Origin of the sequence: Enterobacter sp. UNJFSC 003 (assembly GCF_036903355.1) — a bacterium.
In the GTDB taxonomy this organism is placed as follows: Bacteria; Pseudomonadota; Gammaproteobacteria; order Enterobacterales; family Enterobacteriaceae; genus Enterobacter.
On sequence record NZ_JBAKHK010000001.1, the window covers coordinates 1034190 to 1054422 of the forward strand.

The 20233-nt window shown below is 55.9% G+C and carries 17 protein-coding genes and 1 pseudogene; 14 read left to right on the top strand and 4 right to left on the bottom strand.

Translation table 11 applies throughout. The annotated features are described in order from the left end of the window. Positions 1–57: 57 nt before the first annotated feature. The 3 genes from V5P19_RS04845 to V5P19_RS04855 all read left to right on the top strand — a co-directional run bounded on the left by V5P19_RS04845 (position 58) and on the right by V5P19_RS04855 (position 2660). Positions 58–633, top strand: coding sequence for a helix-turn-helix domain-containing protein (locus tag V5P19_RS04845; protein ID WP_334400632.1), 576 nt, complete (start codon positions 58–60; stop codon positions 631–633). Between the two features lie 65 nt (positions 634–698). Further along, positions 699–1733 carry an NADP-dependent oxidoreductase gene (locus V5P19_RS04850; protein WP_334400634.1) on the top strand — a complete coding sequence of 345 codons (1035 nt, stop codon included), beginning with the start codon at positions 699–701 and terminating at the stop codon, positions 1731–1733. A 258-nt stretch (positions 1734–1991) separates the two neighbouring features. Continuing rightward, on the top strand, positions 1992–2660 hold the full coding sequence (locus V5P19_RS04855) for a GntR family transcriptional regulator (protein ID WP_334400636.1): 669 nt from the start codon (positions 1992–1994) through the stop codon (positions 2658–2660). A 173-nt stretch (positions 2661–2833) separates the two neighbouring features. On the opposite strand, the gene pqqU is transcribed toward V5P19_RS04855, so the two are convergent. Further along, positions 2834–4942 (bottom strand): TonB-dependent receptor PqqU, encoded by a 2109-nt coding sequence (gene pqqU, locus V5P19_RS04860; RefSeq protein WP_334400638.1) that lies wholly within the window; start codon positions 4940–4942, stop codon positions 2834–2836. 244 nt (positions 4943–5186) lie between these two features. On the opposite strand from pqqU, the gene V5P19_RS04865 reads away from it, so the two are divergent. Further along, positions 5187–6248, top strand: coding sequence for a YncE family protein (locus V5P19_RS04865; RefSeq protein WP_334400640.1), 1062 nt, complete (start codon positions 5187–5189; stop codon positions 6246–6248). A gap of 51 nt (positions 6249–6299) precedes the next feature. On the opposite strand, the gene ansP is transcribed toward V5P19_RS04865, so the two are convergent. After that, the gene (ansP, locus tag V5P19_RS04870) at positions 6300–7796 is read right to left on the bottom strand and encodes an L-asparagine permease (RefSeq protein WP_334400642.1); all 1497 of its coding nucleotides are present in this window, start codon (positions 7794–7796) and stop codon (positions 6300–6302) included. 287 nt (positions 7797–8083) lie between these two features. Further along, positions 8084–9016 (bottom strand): LysR family transcriptional regulator, encoded by a 933-nt coding sequence (locus V5P19_RS04875; RefSeq protein ID WP_334400644.1) that lies wholly within the window; start codon positions 9014–9016, stop codon positions 8084–8086. Positions 9017–9128: 112 nt separating this feature from the next. On the opposite strand from V5P19_RS04875, the gene V5P19_RS04880 reads away from it, so the two are divergent. After that, entirely contained in the window at positions 9129–9527 is a 399-nt protein-coding gene (locus V5P19_RS04880) for a cupin domain-containing protein (protein ID WP_334400646.1), read from the top strand. Here the strand turns inward: V5P19_RS04880 and V5P19_RS04885 are convergent. After that, entirely contained in the window at positions 9524–11059 is a 1536-nt protein-coding gene (locus V5P19_RS04885; protein WP_334400648.1) for a PAS domain-containing methyl-accepting chemotaxis protein, read from the bottom strand. The two genes, V5P19_RS04880 and V5P19_RS04885, sit on opposite strands and share 4 nt — an antisense overlap. A gap of 343 nt (positions 11060–11402) precedes the next feature. Here V5P19_RS04885 and V5P19_RS04890 point away from each other — a divergent pair, with 343 nt between their 5' ends. The 9 genes and pseudogenes from V5P19_RS04890 to V5P19_RS04930 all read left to right on the top strand — a co-directional run bounded on the left by V5P19_RS04890 (position 11403) and on the right by V5P19_RS04930 (position 20217). Beyond that, positions 11403–11942 carry an adenylate kinase gene (locus V5P19_RS04890; protein ID WP_334400650.1) on the top strand — a complete coding sequence of 180 codons (540 nt, stop codon included), beginning with the start codon at positions 11403–11405 and terminating at the stop codon, positions 11940–11942. Between the two features lie 110 nt (positions 11943–12052). Beyond that, positions 12053–13054, top strand: a complete 1002-nt coding sequence (locus tag V5P19_RS04895) for an LLM class flavin-dependent oxidoreductase (protein ID WP_334400652.1) — start codon at positions 12053–12055, stop codon at positions 13052–13054. Then, positions 13051–14172 carry an amidohydrolase gene (locus tag V5P19_RS04900; protein WP_334400654.1) on the top strand — a complete coding sequence of 374 codons (1122 nt, stop codon included), beginning with the start codon at positions 13051–13053 and terminating at the stop codon, positions 14170–14172. Before V5P19_RS04895 ends, V5P19_RS04900 begins: the two co-directional genes overlap by 4 nt. Before the next feature lie 16 nt (positions 14173–14188). Further along, positions 14189–16452 (top strand): annotated as a pseudogene (locus tag V5P19_RS04905) (NtaA/DmoA family FMN-dependent monooxygenase). Between the two features lie 9 nt (positions 16453–16461). Continuing rightward, on the top strand, positions 16462–16971 hold the full coding sequence (locus V5P19_RS04910) for a GNAT family N-acetyltransferase (protein ID WP_334400657.1): 510 nt from the start codon (positions 16462–16464) through the stop codon (positions 16969–16971). Positions 16972–16980: 9 nt separating this feature from the next. Further along, positions 16981–17907 carry an amino acid ABC transporter permease gene (locus V5P19_RS04915; protein WP_334400659.1) on the top strand — a complete coding sequence of 309 codons (927 nt, stop codon included), beginning with the start codon at positions 16981–16983 and terminating at the stop codon, positions 17905–17907. Further along, positions 17891–18664, top strand: coding sequence for an amino acid ABC transporter ATP-binding protein (locus V5P19_RS04920; RefSeq protein WP_334400661.1), 774 nt, complete (start codon positions 17891–17893; stop codon positions 18662–18664). The genes V5P19_RS04915 and V5P19_RS04920 overlap by 17 nt, the downstream gene beginning before the upstream one ends. A 9-nt stretch (positions 18665–18673) precedes the next feature. After that, complete coding sequence (locus V5P19_RS04925) at positions 18674–19561, top strand: ABC transporter substrate-binding protein (protein ID WP_334400663.1); 888 nt, start codon at positions 18674–18676, stop codon at positions 19559–19561. A 38-nt stretch (positions 19562–19599) separates the two neighbouring features. Continuing rightward, positions 19600–20217, top strand: coding sequence for a glutathione S-transferase family protein (locus V5P19_RS04930; RefSeq protein WP_334400665.1), 618 nt, complete (start codon positions 19600–19602; stop codon positions 20215–20217). The last annotated feature ends 16 nt before the right edge of the window (positions 20218–20233 follow it).

A 20233-nucleotide genomic window follows, 5' to 3' on the forward strand; every position in this document is an offset into this window, starting at 1 on the left:
ATTTTTTTGTTATGAAAACCATATTGAAAAGCCTTTCATACACTATAGTATGACGGCATGAATACTATGACAGACACGATTAATCAACGGATTAGCGCCCGAATTCGCATTGAACGCGAGTCGCGCGGTTGGTCACTGAGCGAGCTTGCTGAACGGGCTGGCGTCTCTCGTGCCATGATTCATAAGATTGAACGCGGCGACAGCAGCCCAACCGCAACGTTGCTCGCCAGGCTGTCCGGGGCTTTTGGCATCAGCATGTCGACGCTGATTGCGCGAGCCGAGATGCAGGAAGGCAAGCTGCTACGCCTGGCGAACCAGCCCGTCTGGCGCGATCCTCAGTCACACTATCTCCGACGTCACATTTCGCCCCGCACCGACTTGCCGATAGACCTTGTTCAGGTCGAACTGCCCGGCGGCAGCGATGTCCCCATGCCTGCATCTTCCTACGCGCTCGCACGACAGCTGATCTGGCTCCAGACGGGCGAACTGGTGTTTCAGGAGGGGGAGACTCGCCACGAAATGAAGGCTGGAGATTGCCTGGAGCTGGGGCCGCCGAATGACTGTCGGTTTATCAACGAAACAAATGATGCCTGTGTCTATCTGGTCGTGCGGCTTAACCAGTCTGGCTCGTAATGATAAAGCACGGTCATGGATTATGAGCCAGGCTCTACTGACATTTGCATTGTAAGGAGTTTCTTATGAATCAATCTGTTTCACGCAATCGTCGCTGGGTTCTGGCCTCCCGTCCGCACGGCGCGCCGGTGGTAGAAAACTTCCGACTGGAAGAACAGCCCGTTCCCGAACCCGGTGCGGGGCAATTGCTGTTGCGTACGGTGTGGTTATCGCTCGATCCTTATATGCGCGGCCGCATGAGCGACGCCCCCTCCTATTCGCCGCCGGTTGAAATTGGCGCGGTGATGGTGGGGGGAACCGTCAGCCGCGTTGAGCAGTCAAACCATCCTGATTTTAAGCCGGGTGAGTGGGTTCTGGGCTATAGCGGCTGGCAAGAATATGCACTCTCTGACGGCAGCGGCCTGGTGACGCTGGGCGATAATCCTTCCCACCCGTCCTGGGCGCTGGGCGTGCTGGGTATGCCCGGCTTTACCGCGTATATGGGACTTCTGGATATTGGTCAGCCTAAAGCGGGTGAAACGCTGGTGGTAGCCGCCGCAACGGGGCCGGTGGGCGGTACGGTCGGCCAGATTGGTAAGCTCAAAGGCTGCCGGGTGGTTGGCGTCGCCGGTGGCGCAGAAAAATGTCGTCACGCTGTTGAGGTGCTGGGCTTTGATGCGTGTCTGGATCACCGTGCCGATGATTTCGCTGAGCAACTGACAAAAGCCTGCCCGAATGGCATCGACGTCTATTATGAGAACGTTGGCGGTAAGGTGTTTGATGCGGTACTGCCGCTGCTTAACACCGCTGCGCGCGTGCCCGTGTGTGGCCTGGTCAGCGGCTACAATGCGACCGCGCTACCAGAGGGTCCGGATCGTTTACCGCTGTTGATGGCAACCATTCTGAAGAAACGCATTCGCATGCAAGGGTTCATCATCGGACAAGACTACGGGCACCGTATTGGCGAGTTCCAGCAAGACATGGGGCGCTGGGTGCAAGAGGGTAAAATTCACTACCGTGAGCAGGTTACTGACGGCCTGGAAAACGCGCCGCAGTCGCTGATCGGTCTGCTTGAAGGGAAAAACTTTGGCAAAGTGGTGATACGCGTTGCCGCGGACTAAAAAATAAAACGGTTTATGGCGGGGTTTCCCGCCATAATTATTTGTGAAGATACGATATATTGTCTTTAATTAAGCCTAGACAGCATTCCGCGCCATCAGTCATAGATGAGCCAGAGAATGATAAAAAAATAAATTTGCACTTTTTTGCGTTTTATAACGTTTCCCATCACCAGGCATAACGATACAGGATATATCGGTTCGGTGTCTTTTTATACAGACGCTGTAAATAGCATATTGTTTTGGCTACGGGAATTGAACATGCTTGATTTGGATCATTTAGAAAAGGCACAGCGCGTCAGTCTTACCATGCAAGTTGAGATCACTCTGAAAGGGGCATTAATTACCGGATCGCTGAAGCCGGGTGCCAGACTGATTACCAAAGAAATTGCGGATAAATTAGGCACCAGCATTACGCCTGTCCGGGAAGCGCTGCTTCGGCTGGTCTCCTCCGGGGCGCTGCATGCCACTCCCGCACAGGCATTTCTGGTGCCGGAGGTGACGCTGGATCGTTATAACGAGATCAATGCCATCAGAAAGCAGCTTGAGCCGATGGCCGTTGCTGCGGCCTGCGAGAATATGTCGGGGATTAAACTTGTTGCGCTCCGCGATTTATCGGCCGCCTTCCATGAGGCGATGCATCAGGGGAATGTTCAGAAAGCGCTGCACGCCAACCGCGTTTTTCGCTTTACGCTTTATCAATATGCTGAGATGCCAACGCTTAGCGCACTGATTGAGCAACTTTGGGTGCGTATTGGGCCGTGTATCAACTATCTCCATGAGCAGCTTAAAGACGTTCCGGCAGAAACTTACCACTATCAGGATTTACTTACTGCACTTGAACGCGGGGATGTTGAAGGCAGTAAGCAGGCCATTGATCGTGCAATTGATGAAGCCAATGAACTTTTACAGCGGCAATATTTTAGCTAAGGAATTATCAAGCAGAGTGCTTTTATTCTCACTTTAATATTTGTTTCGTGAATAATTCCCGAACGTGTTTCGCATTCGGGAGCGTTATTTCATTTGTCGATGATTTAATCAGACAGACGTCGAAATAATCACGTACGCTGAAACCCGGCAGCAGAACGCTGCCGGGTATTCACTTACTCGAAGCGATACGACACCGACAGCCCTACGCCGTAGTTACGACCCGGGGCGGGCTCGTAATAACGTCCGTTGGATTCATTGACAATAACCGAGCCGACATACTCTTTATCGAACAGGTTATCGACGCGTCCGAAGACGTCCATTCCCCAACTGCCATAGTTGAATTTATAACCCGTATTCAGGCCGACCAGCGTATAGGACGGGGCTTTCGCCGTGTTCTCATCGTCGGCCATGATATCGCTCATGTAACGCACGTCCGTACCGGCATACCAGCCTTCTTCAGGCTGCCAGCCAAATGAGGCGTACCCCATATTACGGGCAATGCCGGGCATCCGGTTGCCGTTACAGTCAGCATCCTTACACACGTTGGTGCGGTAGGTGGCGTCCAGATACGTCCAGGCCATCTTCAGCTTCCAGTTCTCAGCAAACTGCTGATCGAGGGAGACTTCCACACCCTGACGGCGGGTTTTGCCAGCATTTTTATAGCTGGTACGCCCGCCAGAACTCGCGTCCGCCACAATCTCATTGTCGGTGTCTGTACGGAACAGTGCCGCCGTCAGCAGACCGTTACCCACGCGCGTTTTGCTGCCTACCTCATACGTATTGTTGGTGGACGGCTTCAGGCCAAAGTTGAGCCCGCCCTTATCATCCGAACGGTACGAGAGTTCATTGATGGTGGGGGTTTCAAAACCACGCCCCGCGGCGGCATACAGGTTCCACGCGTCGGTTACGGCGTATTTCACGGAACCGGCCGGGAGCCATTTGTGGTAGCTCGCGTCGCCGCTGTCATCGCCGTTGCCCGGCGTTACGTAATGATCGTTCGAATCAAACCAGACGGAGCTGTAACGGACGCCAGCGTCCACGGACAGTTTTTGCGTTAATTGCCAGCTGGTCTGAAGATAAGGATCGACGTTCCACATCAGGTTACGTTCGTCACGACGCTTATCGCCTTTGACGCCGTAGTCTGGCGCGCCGTTGTTCATCACGAAGTTCTCGTAACCGCGGCGATCTTCGCTCATGTTTTCGTAGTTCAGGCCGGTCGTAAAGGTGACCGGTACCAGCAGCTCGCCGCGGTGCGTCCAGCGGGTATCAATCCCCTGATAGTGACGCTGCATGTCGATCACGCCGCCGGAGTGGGTCGGCTTCAGCTGCGGCTGATACGGAATCGACTGGTACTGCGTCATTTCGCGTTCACCGGCGTACATCATGACGCTGAGATCGTCCTGCTCGCTCAGCTGACGGTCGTAGCGCAGTCCGGCCTGGGTCTGCTTAATGGTTTTACGGGTGTTGTACTGATCGGCGCGCGGTGACTGGCGAGGGTTGTCACGCCATTCCTGATAGCTCAGACCGCCCGGGTCGTTGGCCTTCATGTCCACGCTGTTGAAGATCAGCGTCAGCTTGCTGACGTCATCGATACGCACGCCCAGCTTGGCGTTGGCGAGATTTTTACGCGCGCCGCTGTGGTCGCGATAGCCTTTGGTGGTGAAGCGGGTGGTCGAGACGGTGTAATCCACATCGCCCGCATGGGTGCCGTCACCCATCGCGCCGGTGGCTTTCATACCGTAGCGCCAGGTGCCGTAGCTGCCGTAATAGCTGCTGGCTTCAAGGGTGGGCGGCTGTTGTCCGGTCTGGGTCTTGATGTTAATTACGCCGCCTGATGCGTTGCCGTAGAGGGCAGAGAAGGGGCCGCGTAACACGTCGACGCTCTCTATGCTGCTGAGGTCGATGTTAGAGGTCTGCCCCTGACCGTCAGGCATGGTTGCCGGAATTCCGTCTACGTACATACGAATGCCGCGGACGCCAAAAGTAGAGCGTGCGCCAAAGCCACGTATTGAGAGCTGGAGATCCTGAGCATAGTTCTGGCGGTTCTGAATTTGCAGACCCGGGACGCTGCCGAGGGATTCCGACAGGTTAATGCGCGGCGCGGCCTGGCGCATATCGTCACCGCTCACGACGCTGACGGCCGCTGGCGTATCCAGCTCTGATACGGTTTGCGGCGCGGCGGTGACGATCATCGTCTGTTCATCCGCACTCATCGCGGTGAGGGGCGTAAAAATGACAGGAACGAGCAACAGCGTTGCCTTACGGGCAGTAATGATTTTCATGAATAAAACCGGTTATGGAATAAAAACGAACCAAATGGAACATGTGCGTGCATGTTAAATCTTTTGTAAATGTTTTGAAAACTATAAACGCACATTGCGTTAATTCCAGACGCTAATCAAAAGAAAGACTCCACATTTAGCCCATTAATGATTACTATTCTCATTATCAAAAAGGGCAATGCCATGACGTTGCCTGTTGGAAGCGATGTCTGCACTACACCCCCTCTTGTAAAAAGGAATTGTTATGTCTTTACGTCATCTGTGCTCGCCGCGCCTGCGGGGTTCTCTGCTGTTAGGCTCTTTACTGATTGCCGGTACGTTCCAGGTTCATGCTGCTGAAGAAATGCTGCGCAAGGCGGTGGGTAAAGGGGCGTATGAAATGGCCGTGAGCCAGCAGGAGAATGCGCTGTGGGTGGCGACCTCGCAAAGCCGTAAAACCGACAAGGGCGGCGTTGTTTACCGTCTTGACCCGGTCACGCTTGACGTGACGCAGGTTATTCATAACGATCTCAAGCCGTTTGGCGCAACGATTAACCAGGCCACCCAGACGCTGTGGTTTGGTAACACCATCAGCGGCGCGGTAACGGCCATTGATGCCAAAACGGGTGACGTAAAAGGGCGCCTGGTGCTTGATGACCGCAAACGTAGCGAAACGGTCAAACCCCTGCAGCCGCGTCAGCTGGTGGCGGATGAGCGCACCAACACCGTTTACATTACCGGCGTTGGCAAAGAGAGCGCGATCTGGGTTGTGAATGGCGCAACGTTGATGCTGAAAGAGACCATCGCCAACACGGGCACGTATAGCACCGGTCTTGCGTTGGATGCGCAGGCGAAACGCCTGTACACCACCAATGCTGACGGCGAGCTGGTAACGATTGACACGGCAACCAACAAAATCCTGAGCCGTAAAAAAGTGCAGGATGACGGAAAAGAGCACTTCTACCTGAACCTGAGCCTGGATACTGCCGGTCAGCGGGCGTTTCTTACGGATTCAAAACAGCCGGAAGTGTTGGTCGTGAGCCTCAAGGACGGCAGCACGATCGCGAAAATCGCCGCGCCGGAATCACTTGCCGTGCTGTTTAACCCGGCACGTAATGAAGCCTATGTGACGCACCGCGAAGCGGGAAAAGTGAGCGTAATTGATACCAAAACCTACACGGTGATTAAAACCTTCGATACGCCGGTATACCCGAACAGCCTGGCGTTATCCGCTGATGGTAAGACCCTGTATGTGACGGTTAAACAGAAATCGACCCGCCAGCAGGAAGCCACCCAGCCTGACGACGTCATTCGAATCGCGCTTTAATGCAGTAACGATAAAAGAAAAGGGAAGGCATTTGCCTTCCCTTTTTGTTGATTACCGCGACGTCTCTTCGACCAGCGGACCATCCTGTTTTTGATCGTCAGGATGAACCGGCGCGGTGCTGTGAATTTCGTTCACGCGCTTGCGCACGCCAAACCAGCCCGCAATCAGCAGCACGGCCAGCACCGGAATGGTGGCGATGGTATAGGTGCCGTTCGGATAGTCGAATGCCATCAGCACCAGCACGCTGAGCAGGAACAGCAGGGTGAGCCATGACGTCACCGGTGCTCCCGGCATTTTGAAGCTCACATCAGCGGCTTTGCCTTCTTTAATGGCTTTGCGCAGACGCATCTGGCAGACCACGATAAAGGCCCAGGATGCGATAATCCCCAGCGCGGCGACGTTCAGCACGATCTCAAACACCCGGGACGGAACCAGATAGTTCAGGAACACGCCAAAGACATACACCACCAGCGTCGCCAGAATACCCGCGTAAGGAACCTGCTGCTTGCTCATCTTCGACATGAACTTCGGCGCAGAGCCGCCCATCGACATCGAGCGCAGGATACGGCCGGTTGAGTAAAGACCGGAGTTCAGGCTAGAGAGCGCCGCCGTCAGCACCACGATGTTCATGATGCTGCCCACGTATGGCACGCCGAGCTTGGAGAAGAAGGTGACAAACGGGCTCTGGCCCGCCTGATAAGCGGTCCACGGCAGCAGCAGTACCAGCAGTACCACAGAACCCACGTAGAACAGGCCAATACGCCAGATCACGCTGTTGATGGCTTTTGGCACCATGGTCTGCGGATCTTTACATTCGCCTGCAGCGGTACCCACCAGTTCGATAGAGGCAAAGGCGAAGACGACGCCCTGAACCAGCACCAGCGCGGGCAGCAGGCCGTGCGGGAAGAAGCCGCCGTTATCGGTTATCAGATGGAAGCCGGTGGCATTACCGTCCAGCGGCTTACCGCTGCCGAGGAAGACCGTACCGACCACCAGGAACACCACAATGGCCAACACTTTAACCAGCGCAAACCAGAACTCCATCTCCGCGAACCACTTCACGCCGATCATGTTCATGGTGCCGACAATGGCCAGCGCGCCCAGGGCAAAGACCCATTGCGGCACATCACCAAACGCGCCCCAGTAGTGCATATACAGCGCAACCGCCGTGATATCGACAATACCGGTCATCGCCCAGTTAACGAAGTACATCCAGCCCGCAACATAGGCGGCTTTTTCACCGAGGAATTCGCGGGCGTAAGAGACAAAACTGCCGCTGGAAGGGCGGTGCAGGACCAGTTCGCCCAGCGCACGAAGAATAAAGAAGGAGAAGATACCGCACACCAGATAGACCAGCGCAAGAGCCGGACCTGCCATCTGTAGACGCGCACCTGCGCCTAAAAACAGACCTGTACCGATAGCGCCGCCGATGGCGATCATTTGAACCTGACGGTTGCCCATCGCTTTGTGGTAGCCCTCTTCATGAGAGTTTAACCAGCGACGTTTCGCAGCATGATGATCGGCTGCGCTTTTATTGCTTGTTTTCATTGAGTTACCTGTTTGCCTGTCTGAACCATTATCGTGATAGTCCTGTCTGGCAGGTGGCGAACCAAACGATTGCCTCTGCGCAAACACATGTCACCTTTCCAGTCATTCTGCGTATGGATAAGGTGAAACATGGCGAGGCATCCTACCCGCAATTCATAAGCGACGCAAAATATAACCGTGCCGAAAGTGATGCACGTCGAAGGAAATCGTGTGGTCAGAGCAGACGACGATCACAATGCGCTGAAATGTGGTGAGTTTTTAGACAAAGCACCAAATGAAGCGCTGCTTTAATCATCAGATTTGCTTAATGGTTTCGCGGGGGTAGGGTAGGCCGTTTGCCGAAGGGCATCCACCAGTAAAGTAAACGCCGCGGTGTGCTGGCGGCGGCTGGGGTAATAAAGATGATAGCCGTCAAAGGCGGGACACCAGGCTTCCAGAACGCGCACCAGATGCCCTTGTGCAATAGCGTCCTGGACGGCGTCTTCCGGCACGTAGGCCAATCCCAGTCCGTTTTCTGCCGCGTCGATGCGCCGCGGCAGGCTGTTGAGCGTCAACTGACCCTCAACCCTTACGCGCAGTTCGCGTCCGTCGCGTTCGAATTCCCAGGCATATAACCCGCCGAGCGTAGGCAGACGCATATTGATGCAGCGGTGCGCGGCAAGCTCGTCCGGCGTTTCCGGGATGCCAAAACGCTGCAGATAATCGCCCGACCCGACGACGGCCATCCGCATATCCGGCGCAATGCGTACCGCAATCATATCTTTCGCGACCTGTTCTCCCAGACGCACACCGGCGTCAAAACGACCGTCCACGATATCCGTCAGGCCATCATCTACCGTCACTTCGACGTTAATGTCGGGGTAGTGTGCCATAAATGGTTTCAGTACCGGCCACAGCACGGCAGACATCGCATGTTCACCGGCCGTGAGGCGAATATTTCCTGCCGGCCTGTCGCGCGTCTCGCGCAGCGCGGTCAGCTCCTGTTCTATTTCCAGCAGGTGAGGGCGCAAACGCGTAAAGAGTTGTTCACCGGCCTCAGTAGGCGCCACGCTGCGGGTGGTGCGGGTCAACAGACGAACATCCAGGCGGGCTTCAAGATTGCGCATGGCATGGCTTAATGCCGATTGCGAAACGCCAAGCTGCGCCGCGGCGCGCGTAAAGCTGCGTTCACGGGCGACCACCATAAAGGAGAGCAGATCGTTGAAATTGTCTTTTAACATGGCGGTGCCCCTGATTTATGAATTTTACTCATGGTTCCTTTCTGATTATGCACTCTAATGCTCGCGCCACGTTTCCGCTACTGTTAACACATCACCAAACGAGGAGTTCACCATGAAAATTATCCGTAGCGGTTCTTTACCGTCGGCCCAGGGCCCAGCGGCCTGGTTTACCGGCAACGTGCGCATTGATGCGCCGTTTCAGGCGAGCGAGCCTGCGAAAGTGGGTGGCGCAACCGTCACCTTTGAACCGGGCGCCCGCACGGCCTGGCACACGCATCCTCTTGGGCAAACGCTGATCGTGACGCAAGGGCGCGGCTGGTTACAGGAGTGGGGCAAAGAGGCTGAACCGCTGAATCAGGGCGATATTGCGTGGATCCCACCGGGCGTGAAACACTGGCACGGTGCCAGCGGGCAAACGGCGATGACGCACATCGCCATCGCCGAATCGGTAAACGGCAGCCCGGTAGAATGGCTGGAAAAAGTGACCGACGAGCAGTACCAGAACCGTTAACCCCCGAACACCGCGATAGCCTGCTGCAGACGCGTCGTGCGCTGCGTCAGGTGATTTGCGGCCTGGGTAACGTTATCCACCATTCCCGTATTATTATGCGTCATCACGCCAATACGGGAGATGGACGCATTAATAAGCGTCAGGGCCTGAGTTTGTTCCTGCGTGGCGTGGCCGATCTCTTTAATCAACGACGAAACCTGCAGCACGTTATCAATCATTACCGCCAACTGCGTTTCGGTTTGTTCAACCATTTCCACGCCCGCGTTCACGCTGGAGACGTTTTTCTCAATCAACGTTTTAATCTCTTTGGCCGCCGTCGCGGAATGCTGCGCGAGGTGACGGACTTCGGCGGCCACCACCGCAAATCCCCGCCCGGCTTCCCCTGCACGCGCCGCTTCAACCGCCGCGTTCAGCGCCAGAATATTGGTCTGAAATGCGATACGGTCGATCACCGCGATAATATCGACGATCTGGCTGTTATCTTGAGAAACAGACTGCATCATGCCGATAGTTTGCTTCATCATTGCTTCACCGCTGTGCGCGCTGGCACGGGTGCGATCCGCCATGTGGGTTGCCTCTTTCGCTGTCTCTGCCGTCTGTTGTACGGCGCTGGCAATCTCTTCCACCGCAGAGGCGGTCTGCTGCAAATCACCAGCCGTCTCTTCGGAGCGCGCCTGCAGGGCTGCACCTTCTTTTGCAACCTGCTGGCTGATGGTGCCAATACCGCTAATCTGGGTACCGACATCGTCCACCAGCGAATTCAGGTTTAATCCTGACTGGTTGACGAGGCGCATCATCAGTCCTATGTCATCGACGCGGTTAAAATGGGTAGAGTGCGTTTTACGGCCAGAAACGACACGCTGCATTTGCCGCACGATGGATTTTACGGGGCGCGTTATCTGACCGTGTAAATAAAATGCGAGGGCGATAAAAAGCAGCATTAATCCACCGGACTGAATAATTCGGTTGGTTAATAAAATACAGAGCGCAAAAGAGAGAAGTGCAGCGATTGCAATACCGAGATTGATGCGTTTCCCCGTGCTGAGCCGTTTAAAAAGAGACGTGAAGGAGAATAAGCCTCGACGGATAACCAACCCTTTATAAAATCGATGTTGTTTTAATTCGTTATTTCGTACTTTCTCATAGAGTTTTTCACTCGCGTCGATCTCTTCCCGCGTCGGAATATTGCGTACTGAAATATAGCCCGTTAACGTGTCCTTCTGATACACCGGCGTCACGTTGGCGCGCACCCAGTAGTGATCGCCATTCTGACGGCGATTTTTCACCAGCCCCGTCCAGCTTTCGCCCTGCTGTAGCGTAAACCACATATCGCCAAAAGCCTCGGTGGGCATGTCGGGATGGCGGATGACATTATGCGGTTCACCCAGAAGATGCTCTTCTTTATACCCGCTGGCTTCAATAAAGGCAGAGTTCGCATAGGTAATATGGCTGTGCGTATTGGTGGTTGACATCAGCGTCGAACCATCGTTAAGTAAATACTCGTTTTGTGTAACGGGAGTGTTACGCCTCATGAGTAACTCCATGGTGTAAATAAAAAATAAAAATACCTGAGAATAGTCAGGGGGAAATTAACGCTTATTATTTTGTTAGGCTGCTGGCGTATTCTCCCTGAAATGAAAGCCATCCGGAATACCTGAAAATAACTATTTTTTATTTGGCTATGTTGCCGCATGTAATAAAAATGAAAATATTTACAGTTCCGCGCGTTTGCTTCGCGTAAAAAAAATACTTAAGCCAAATAAAAAGATAGACGTAGAGGCTCCAGCCAAACTATTACGCCGAAATAGCGTTTCGTTAACAGGTTTAAAACGCTATGATTTGGACGGTTTTCGTGACGCAGGAGGAGACAGCGCGGTGAAAATGAATGTCATTGGCACCAGCGGCAGCGGCAAAAGCACGCTTTCACGGCGGATCGCCGCAGAGCTCGCGATCCCTTACGTAGAGATGGATCAACTTTACTGGCGTCCGAACTGGCAGGGAACGCCAGACGATGTGTTTTTGGAAAAGCTGGAGAAGGCATTATCCGCCTCAGCGGACTGGATCCTGGACGGCAACTACAATCGCACGCGGCCCGTTAAGTGGCGCGATGTGGAGGTGGTTGTATGGGTAGATTACGGATTTACACGCACCCTGTGGCAGGCGGTGACGCGAGCATGTCAGCGGGCATGGCACCATCAGGAGCTCTGGCCCGGCACGGGAAACTGTGAAAGTTTTCGACGCGCTTTTTTGAGCCGCGAGTCCATTATCATTTGGACCATTAAAACCTGGCGCAGTAACCGCGCCCGCTACGAGGCCGATCTGCGAAATCCGCAGTACGCGCACATTCGCTTTATACGCCTCACCCGTCGGCAGGACACAGACGCGCTGATTTCATCGCTAAAACAACAGGCTTAGCAGGGTTATGCATTTCTGATTTCCGGCAAACCAAATGTAAATTAATTGTTTCTCAGTGGTGAAATTCGCCTTTAATAATGACGACATGTTAACGCAAACGAGAACGCAACATGTCATGGCGAATCAGTATTCTGGATAAAAGCCCCCTCGCTGAAAATGAAACCGCGGCCGATGCGCTGGCACGAACCTTAGCGCTCGCGCAGCAGGCGGACACTCTGGGCTATCACCGCTTCTGGATTGCCGAACACCACAATACCCCACAGTTGGCCAGCCCGTCACCGGAGCTGCTGATTGCCTGGATCATCGGGCAAACCCGGCGCATACGCGTGGGGTCAGGCGGCGTCATGCTCCAGCATTACAGTCCCTACAAGGTGGCTGAAAACTTCAACGTGCTGGCGGCACTTGCCCCGGGACGCGTCGATCTGGGCGTAGGAAAAGCGCCCGGCGGTTTACCACTGTCTACCCGTGCGCTGCAGCAGGGGCTTAACTCTCAGGAAAAGGGCAGTTTTGCCGAGCAGCTGACCCAACTCGATCGCTGGATCCGCCCTGAAAATCAGTCGGTGGAGGAGGCTGTTCGCGCCACGCCGCTGCCGCCGGTGCCCGCGCAGGGCTTTTTGCTGGGGGCGAGCGTGGAAAGCGCGCTGCTGGCCGCCTCACTGGACTGGAATTTTGTCTTTGCCGCCCATCTGAATGGCGACCCGGATCTGCTGCGCGAGGTTGTGACGACCTGGCGGAAAAGCAGCGCCCGCGAGGTGATTGTGGCCGTACAGGCCATTGTCGCGCCCACGCAGGCCGAGGCAGACGCCCTGGCGCAAAAGGTGGAGGTCTGGGGCGTGGAGTTGGCCAACGGCCAGCGCGTCACCGTAGCCAGCGAAGAGCAGGCCTACGCCTTTGCGCGTCAGGCGGGGAGTGAACCGGTACGTATTGCACGCCGCGCGCAGTCCTTGCTGACGGGCACGGCTGAAGCGGTGCTGGCACAATTGACTGCGCTGCATCAAGCGTGGGGCATCGACGAATTTATTATCGATACGCCGGTTGCGGACGGCGCTACGCGCGTGCAGTCCCTGCGCCTGCTGGCAGAGGCGCGTCGCAACAAGGAGGTCACCGTATGAGTTTTGCCGAACAACTGATTGCCTGGCGCCGCGAGCTGCACCAGAACCCTGAGCTGTCGGGTCAGGAAGTCGAAACGACGGCGCGCTTGCGTCAATGGCTCACCCAGGCGGGTATTCCACCGCTGCCCTATGAACTGTCTACCGGGCTAGTGGCGGAAATCGGCACGGGCAGCAAGCTGATCGCCTTAAGAGCCGATATTGACGCGCTGCCGATTGACGAGCGAAGCGGCGTGCCCTTTAGCTCGCAGCGTACCGGCGTGATGCATGCCTGCGGTCACGACATCCATACCAGCGTGATTCTGGGGGCGGCCCTGAAGCTGAAAGAGCGTGAAGCTTCGCTCAACGGACGCGTGCGGATTCTGTTCCAGCCTGCAGAAGAGAATTTTGGCGGCGCAAAGAGCATGGTGCGCGCGGGGGCCTTACGCGACGTCAGCGCGATTTTTGGCATGCATAATGAGCCAGGCCTGCCGGTCGGGGAGTTTGCTACCCGCGGCGGCCCCTTCTACGCCAACGTCGACAGGTTTGTGATCCGCATTACCGGCAAGGGCGCGCACGCTGCCCGCCCGCATGAAGGTAATGATGCCATTGTGCTGGCCAGTCAGCTGGTCACAGCCCTGCAAAGCGTCGCCAGTCGCAACGTGAACACGCTGGATTCCGTGGTGCTGAGCGTCACGCGCATCGCCGGAGGAAACACCTGGAACGTGCTGCCGGAAAGCGTCGAACTGGAAGGAACGTTGCGTACGCATCGCACGGAGGTACAGCAAAATGTCAAATCTCGCGTGGGCGAAATTGCGGCCGGCTTTGCCAGCGCCTTTAGCGCGCAGATCGATATTACCTGGTACGCCGGACCCACTGCGCTGGTGAACGACGAGCGCTGGGCAGAGTTTGCCACCTCCGTTGCCAGAGAGGCGGGGTATGAAACACAGCATGCCGAACTGCACATGGGCGGCGAAGATTTTGCGGTGTATTTGCAGCAGATCCCCGGCGCGTTTGTCAGCATTGGCAGCAACAGTCCATACGGCTTACATCACCCGGCGTTTAATCCGGATGAAGCGTTAATTGAGCCCGCTGCCCGTTATTTTGCACAGCTTGCGGAAAAAGCCCTGCAACACGTTTAATCCATTTGAGGTGAATATGACTGCAAATCGACAATTGCGGCTGGGGACCATTTTGCATGGTGCATCCGGAAATATGTCTGCCTGGCGTCATCCTGCCGCCACCGCAGATGCCAGCATTAATTTTAACTTCGTGAAGGAGACGGCGTTAAAAGCGGAAGAGGGGAAGCTCGACTTTTTATTCGTCGCGGACGGCCTTTATATTAATGAGAGATCTATTCCCCATTTTTTAAACCGTTTTGAACCGTTAACGGTGTTATCCGCATTAGCCAGTCTGACTTCGCGACTGGGGCTGGTCGGCACGTTATCAACGTCCTACAGCGAACCTTTTACCGTGGCGCGCCAGTTTGCCAGCCTCGATCACCTGAGCAACGGTCGGGCAGGCTGGAACGTGGTGACGTCACCGCTGGAAGGCTCGGCGAAAAATTTTTCGCGTGAGAAACACCCCGAACATGCATTGCGCTACCGCATTGCCGACGAATATCTGGACGTGGTGAAAGGGCTGTGGGACTCCTGGGAAGGCGATGCCTTTGTGCGTAATAAAGAGAGCGGGCAGTTTTTTGATCCTGAAAAACTGCATGCTCTGGATCACCACGGTGATTTCTTCCAGGTGGCCGGGCCGCTGAATATTGGCCGTACGCCGCAGGGGCGTCCCATTGTCTTTCAGGCCGGCGCGTCCGATGACGGGAAAAAGCTGGCGGCGAAGCATGCAGACGCCATATTTACCCATCATGAAACTCTGGATGAAGCAAAAGCCTTTTACCGCGATGTGAAGCAGCAGCTGGAAATAAATGGCCGCAGATCGTCGGATTTACATATATTCCAGGGCGTCAGCGTCATCGTCGGACAAGACGCCGATGACGTCGAAAAACAATATCAAACGACGGCGGCGCTGGTGTCCATTGATGATGCCCTGAACTACCTCGGCCGTTATTTCGAGCATCACGACTTTAGCCAGTATCCGCTCGATGAAGCGTTTCCGGATATCGGTGACTTAGGTAAAAACAGCTTTCGCAGCACCACCGATGAAATTAAACATAATGCCCGCGAACGCAGCTTAACCCTGCGTCAGGTGGCGCTGGAAGCCGCATCGCCGCGCCCGCGTTTTTCCGGCACGCCGGAACAGGTAGCGGACGGCCTGCAGGCCTGGTTCGACGGCTATGCGGCTGACGGTTTTATCATTCAGGGGGGCACGCCGGACACCTTCCCACGCTTCGTTGACCAGGTCGTCCCTGTCTTACAGGCCCGGGGCCTGTTCCGCACGGAATACCCTGGCACCACGCTGCGTGACAGTCTCGGCTTAGACGAACCCAAAAATCAGTTCGCACAACAATAAAAGAGAAAACCGCTATGCAGAAAACATCGTTTATTCTAGCGCTTGCGCTGGCTTTTACCCCTGCCGTCTGGGCTGAAAATGTGAATATTAATGGTACTGGCGTCAGCATCGAGGCGAACAAAGCGCCCATTAATACGGCCAAAAACAGCGACGCGGTAGCGCAGCTGCCAAAAGATTATCGTTTTGCCGTGCCGGGTAAATTCACCGTGGCGGTCGCCGCGCTTAACTCACCGCCGCTGACGGTTTTCTCCGATGACAACAAAACCTTGCTTGGGAGTGAAGTCGACGTTGCCCGCCTGGTAGCCGACAGTCTGGGCCTGGAGCTGAATGTGGTGCCGACGTCCTGGGAAGACTGGCCGCTGGGCGTGGCGTCAGGGAAATACGATGCGGCTATCAGCAACATCACCGTGACCAAAGAGCGCAAAGAGAAGTTCGATTTTGCCACCTACCGTAAGGACTCCCTCGGCTTTTACGTGAAATCCACCAGCCCGATTAAGACGATTGAGAGGGCGGAAGACATTGCCGGGCTGCGCATTATCGTTGGTTCCGGCACTAATCAGGAAGCCATCCTGCTGGCATGGAATGCTGAAAACCTCAAAAAAGGCCTGAAGCCCTTTACGCCGGTCTACACCAAAGACGATGCCGCGCAAACCCTGGCCATTCAGTCCGGGCGTGCGGATGCCTTCTTTGGTCCGAATGTGATTGGCGCATGGAAAGCGGCGTTAACCGGTAAAACCAAGCTGGTCGGCAGCGTCGACGGCGGCTGGCCGAAGGCGGCGCACATTGCCGTTACGCTGAAGAAAGGCAGCGGGCTGGTTGAGCCAGTACAAACCGCGCTGAACGGCGCGATCAAAAACGGGAACTACGACAAAGTGCTGAACCGCTGGGGCGAAGGGGTGGAACGTATCCCAAATTCAGAGGTGAACCCGGCAGGCCTGGGTGATTAAGGAGGCAGTATGAGCGAACAATTTCGTGACGTTTCGCCGGAAGATGCCGATCTTCAGCCCATTATCGAAGGGTTGTTCGGTGAGTACGCCGCCCGCTACGGGGACTTCTTTTCGAAAGACGCAGAAGTGGAATTGACGGAATGGTACCTCGCACCGCAGGGGCTGTTTATCGCGCTGGAACGTGACGGCAAGATTATTGCCACCGGCGCATACAAACCTTTCGACGAGCGCACGGCTGAAATCAAGCGTATCTGGACCGATAAATCCCTGCGCCAGCAGGGGCTTGCTGGCCGGATGGTACAGGAGCTTGAACGTCGGGCCGTGCTGGCGGGCTACAGCCAAATTTACCTCACCACCGGCTTTCGTCAGCCGGAGGCGGTCAGGCTCTATCTCAGCCAGGGGTATCAACCGCAGTTCGATCTGAACCGGGATCCGGAAGAGTACAGCCAGCCGCCGTTCGATGGTCGGCTACGGTTCACCAAAACGCTGGTACGCGAAGCGTTCAGTAAAACTGCATGAGGAACGACGATGAGCAACGTTGAAACCATTAAGGTGGTCCCGGCACGTTATCCGCTGCGTGCCGTCGGCGCGGCGGCGGCCCTGTTTGTACTGGCGGTTGTCATTCAGTCCGTAGCCTTTAACCCGCGCTGGGAGTGGGCGGTGTTTGCGCGCTGGTTCTTTGATCCTGTGATCCTTGAAGGGGTCGGGCAAACGCTGTTGCTGACGCTGATTGGCACGGCGTTGAGCGTGGTGATTGGCGGCATGCTGGCGCTGGCGCGGCTGTCTTCGTCGTGGCTGTTGAGTAGCCTGGCCTGGGGCTATATCTGGCTGTTTCGATCGCTGCCGCTGATCGTCGTGCTGATCGTTTTGTACAACTTCTCCTATCTCTACGACACGCTCTCCCTCGGCGTACCTTTTACCGATATCACCTGGGGCAGCTTTCAAACCATCAACGTGTTGGGGCAGTTCTCGACCGCGGTCGTTGGGCTGACGCTGGTGCAGAGCGCCTATACCGCAGAGATCATCCGCGGGGGCTTCCTTGGGGTGGATCACGGGCAGTACGAAGCGGCCGCCGCGCTGGGTTTGCCCGCCTGGCGTCGTACTCTGCGCATCATCCTGCCGCAGGCGCTGCGAACCATTCTGCCGTCCGGGTTTAACGAAATCATTAGCCTCGCGAAAGGCACGGCGATGGTGTACGTGCTGGCGATGCCGGAGCTGTTCTACACCATACAGATGATCTACAACCGCACGCAGGAGGTGATCCCGCTGCTGATGGTGGGTGCCGTGTGGTATCTGGTGATTACGACCGTCTTGTCCGCTATTCAGCATTTAGTTGAGCGCGGCCTGGCGCGCAGCGAGCGTCGCTCGGCGGTGAATCAGCATCGCGTTGCCAGCCGTAAGCGCACCGTATCCACCACGCAAACGCAGGAGCCCGTTCATGCAAGCCTCTCCTGAAGGACATATTTCCATTACCGGCGTCAGCAAGTTCTTTGGTCGCCATAAAGCGCTGGACAACGTCTCGCTGGAGATCCCGCCAGGCTCCGTGACGGTGATCCTCGGCCCGTCCGGATCCGGTAAGTCCACGCTGCTGCGCACCATTAACCACCTGGAGCGCGTTGACGAAGGGTTTATTCAGATTGACGGGGATTACATTGGCTACCGCCGACAGGGCGACAAGCTCTTTGAGCTAAAAGAAAAAGAGATCCTTAAGCAGCGCGTCAACGTGGGCTACGTGTTCCAGAACTTTAATCTCTTTCCGCATTTGACGGTGCTGGAAAACCTGATTGAAGCCCCTATCGCCCATAAAAAACTCAGTCGTAAAGAGGCTATCGACAGGGCCTATAGCCTGTTGGACGTGGTTGGACTGCGGGACAAAGCCGATGCCTGGTCACGCCATCTCTCCGGCGGACAGCAGCAGCGCATTGCGATTGCCCGCGCGCTGGCTTTGCGTCCGCGGGTGATGCTGTTTGATGAGCCAACGTCCGCGCTCGACCCGGAGCTGGTCGGTGAAGTGCTGGACGTGATTAAAAAACTTGCCCGCTCCGGCACCACGCTGGTGGTGGTCACGCACGAGATTGGCTTCGCCCGGGAAGTGGCGGATCAGGTGGTGTTTATGGTTGACGGCAAAATTGTAGAGCAGGGCAGCAGTGACGAGGTACTGAATCGCCCGTCGCACGCCCGAACGCGACAGTTCCTGTCAAAAGTGCTGTAAGGAGCGCAGATGAAATATGGACTTCTGGCGGGCCTGGTGTTTACCGCGGCAAGCCATGCCAGTATTGATTTGAAAGCCAATGAACAGCCGCTGCCGGTAATGGTCGATCCGCAGGCGGTGGCGAAGATCCCCGCGAACTACACCTTTGTTGAGCCGGGAACGCTCACGGTGGCGATTTCGGCCCTTAACTCGCCGCCGCTGGCGCTGCTTGCCAGCGATAACCGCACGCGCATAGGCAGCGATCCGGACATTGCGCGTTTACTGGCGGGCAGCCTGGGGCTAAAGCTGAAGCTGGTGCCCACGGCGTGGGAAGACTGGCCGCTGGGGATCAGCTCCGGGCGCTATGACGTGGCGCTGGTGAACATCGCCGTGACCGAGCAGCGCAAAGAGAAGTTTGATTTTGCGACCTATCGCGTCGATTCTCTGGCGTTTTCGGTGAAGTCCACCAGCGATGTTCAGACGATCAAAAGCGCTGACGATCTGGCGGGTAAAAAGGTGATTGTCGGCTCGGGAACCAATCAGGAACGCATTCTGCTGGGCTGGAATGAAGAGAACAAAAAGGCCGGGCGGGCGCCCGCGCTGCCCGTCTATCTGACGGACGATGCCTCCGGTAATTTGTACATTCAGTCCGGCAGGGCGGACGTCTTCTTTGGACCGCAGTCTGTGTCCGCCTATAAAGCCGCACTGACGGGTAAAACGCGCGTTGTGGGCCTGGGGCCGAAGAAGGCCTACGTTGCCACGACCACCAAAAAGGGCAACGCGCTGGTGTATGCCTTACAGGCCGCGCTGAACGGTGCGATTACGCGCGGGGAGTATCAGAAGGTGCTGGCACGCTGGGGAGAGCAGGGCGAAGCGGTGGCGCAATCGGAGGTTAACCCGCCAGGGATTACCTACTGATGCTCTACACTTAGGGTTTTGATCCCTGAGGGGGCAACATGATCAAACTCTATGGCGTACCCGGCTGGGGCTCGACTATCAGTGAAGTGATGCTGACCCTGGCCCGTATCCCTTATCAATTTATCAACGTGGACGGGTTTGACCAACCCGGCCCGCAGCGGGCGCAGCTGCAAAAGCGCAATCCGCTGTGTCAGGTGCCGACGCTGGAGCGAGAGAATGGCGTCATCATGACCGAAACCGCGGCGATCGCCCTGATGGTGCTCGACCAATGCCCGGATCTCGCCCCGCCCGTGGGACGGGTAGAGCGCCAGCAGTTTCAGCGCCTGCTCATCTGGTTTGTTGCCAACGTCTATCCCACCTTTACTTATGCGGATTATCCCGAACGTTGGGTACCCGACGCGCCGGAACAGCTGAAGAAAAGCTGTATCGAATACCGTAAATCGCTCTACCTGTGGTTCGATAGCCAGCTCAAAGCGACCCCGTACGCATTGGGTGAACAGCTGACATTGCTGGACGTGTACATTGTGGTTGCGCGGACCTGGGGACCCCGGCAGGAATGGTTTCTGGCAAATGCGCCGAAGTTCACGGCAATTGCGGACAAGATGTGCCAGCTGCCAGAACTGCACAAGGTGTTAAAGGCTAACGGCATTATCTGATAACGTGGAACCCTAA

Excerpts from the sequence above, each read along its gene's own strand:
- V5P19_RS04845 (WP_334400632.1), top strand. The coding sequence starts at position 58 with ATGAATACTATGACAGACACGATTAATCAACGGATTAGCGCCCGAATT.
- V5P19_RS04850 (WP_334400634.1), top strand. The coding sequence starts at position 699 with ATGAATCAATCTGTTTCACGCAATCGTCGCTGGGTTCTGGCCTCCCGT.
- V5P19_RS04855 (WP_334400636.1), top strand. The coding sequence starts at position 1,992 with ATGCTTGATTTGGATCATTTAGAAAAGGCACAGCGCGTCAGTCTTACC.
- pqqU (WP_334400638.1), bottom strand. The coding sequence starts at position 4,942 with ATGAAAATCATTACTGCCCGTAAGGCAACGCTGTTGCTCGTTCCTGTC.
- V5P19_RS04865 (WP_334400640.1), top strand. The coding sequence starts at position 5,187 with ATGTCTTTACGTCATCTGTGCTCGCCGCGCCTGCGGGGTTCTCTGCTG.
- ansP (WP_334400642.1), bottom strand. The coding sequence starts at position 7,796 with ATGAAAACAAGCAATAAAAGCGCAGCCGATCATCATGCTGCGAAACGT.
- V5P19_RS04875 (WP_334400644.1), bottom strand. The coding sequence starts at position 9,016 with ATGTTAAAAGACAATTTCAACGATCTGCTCTCCTTTATGGTGGTCGCC.
- V5P19_RS04880 (WP_334400646.1), top strand. The coding sequence starts at position 9,129 with ATGAAAATTATCCGTAGCGGTTCTTTACCGTCGGCCCAGGGCCCAGCG.
- V5P19_RS04885 (WP_334400648.1), bottom strand. The coding sequence starts at position 11,059 with ATGAGGCGTAACACTCCCGTTACACAAAACGAGTATTTACTTAACGAT.
- V5P19_RS04895 (WP_334400652.1), top strand. The coding sequence starts at position 12,053 with ATGTCATGGCGAATCAGTATTCTGGATAAAAGCCCCCTCGCTGAAAAT.
- V5P19_RS04900 (WP_334400654.1), top strand. The coding sequence starts at position 13,051 with ATGAGTTTTGCCGAACAACTGATTGCCTGGCGCCGCGAGCTGCACCAG.
- V5P19_RS04910 (WP_334400657.1), top strand. The coding sequence starts at position 16,462 with ATGAGCGAACAATTTCGTGACGTTTCGCCGGAAGATGCCGATCTTCAG.
- V5P19_RS04915 (WP_334400659.1), top strand. The coding sequence starts at position 16,981 with ATGAGCAACGTTGAAACCATTAAGGTGGTCCCGGCACGTTATCCGCTG.
- V5P19_RS04920 (WP_334400661.1), top strand. The coding sequence starts at position 17,891 with ATGCAAGCCTCTCCTGAAGGACATATTTCCATTACCGGCGTCAGCAAG.
- V5P19_RS04925 (WP_334400663.1), top strand. The coding sequence starts at position 18,674 with ATGAAATATGGACTTCTGGCGGGCCTGGTGTTTACCGCGGCAAGCCAT.
- V5P19_RS04930 (WP_334400665.1), top strand. The coding sequence starts at position 19,600 with ATGATCAAACTCTATGGCGTACCCGGCTGGGGCTCGACTATCAGTGAA.